The 731-nt window shown below is 48.0% G+C and carries 2 protein-coding genes; both read right to left on the reverse strand.

The window, feature by feature from the left end; all coding sequences use genetic code 11:
* The coding region (locus GBI16_RS18260) for a CoA-transferase (RefSeq protein ID WP_308463960.1) at nt 1-311 on the reverse strand (311 nt) is incomplete at its 3' end.
* Between the two features lie 13 nt (nt 312-324).
* On the reverse strand, nt 325-731 hold a 407-nt coding region (locus GBI16_RS18265), incomplete at its 5' end, for a 3-oxoacid CoA-transferase subunit A (protein WP_151707619.1).

A 731-nucleotide genomic window follows, 5' to 3' on the forward strand; every position in this document is an offset into this window, starting at 1 on the left:
ACTGCAATATCTAAGTGACCACCACGCATCATGGCAAAAGAATCCCCATGATGGAAAAAGGCACCGCCTTGCAGCATGGTCACATATTCTTTACCCGCGTTGATCAGTTCAGGGTCTTCTTCACCTTTTTCAGGTGGCGGGCCAAAAGCCAACAGTCCATTTTCAGAATGTAAGAACACGTCTTTGTCTGACGGTAGATAACTGGCAATCTTGGTCGGTAAGCCAATCCCAAGATTCACATAAGCCCCATCGGGAATGTCTTGTGCCACACGTTCTGCAATTTGGTTACGGCTGAGTTTTTGATAGCTCATGATGTTCTCCCGATTACACAGCAACAGGTTCTGGTTGAACCTGCACCACGTGTTGAACAAAAATACCTGCGGTGATGATGTGTTCAGGGTCTAAAGCCCCTAAGTCCACCACTTCAGAGACTTGTGCAATGGTCACACTGGCAGCCATTGCCATAATCGGGCCGAAGTTACGTGCCGATTTGCGGTAAACCAAATTGCCCCAACGGTCGCCTTGTTGGGCTTTAATCAGAGCAAAATCGGCTTTGATTGGATATTCCAGTACATAATCTTTACCGTCGATGTGACGGGTTTCTTTGCCTTCAGCCAATAAAGTACCGTAGCCTGTAGGCGTAAAGACTGCACCCAGTCCCATACCTGCGGCTTGAATACGACAGGCCAAGTTACCTTGAGGCACCAGTTCCAATTCGATTTTGCCTGCAC

It is taken from the genome of Acinetobacter sp. TUM15064 (assembly GCF_008980265.1).
In the GTDB taxonomy this organism is placed as follows: domain Bacteria; phylum Pseudomonadota; class Gammaproteobacteria; order Pseudomonadales; family Moraxellaceae; genus Acinetobacter.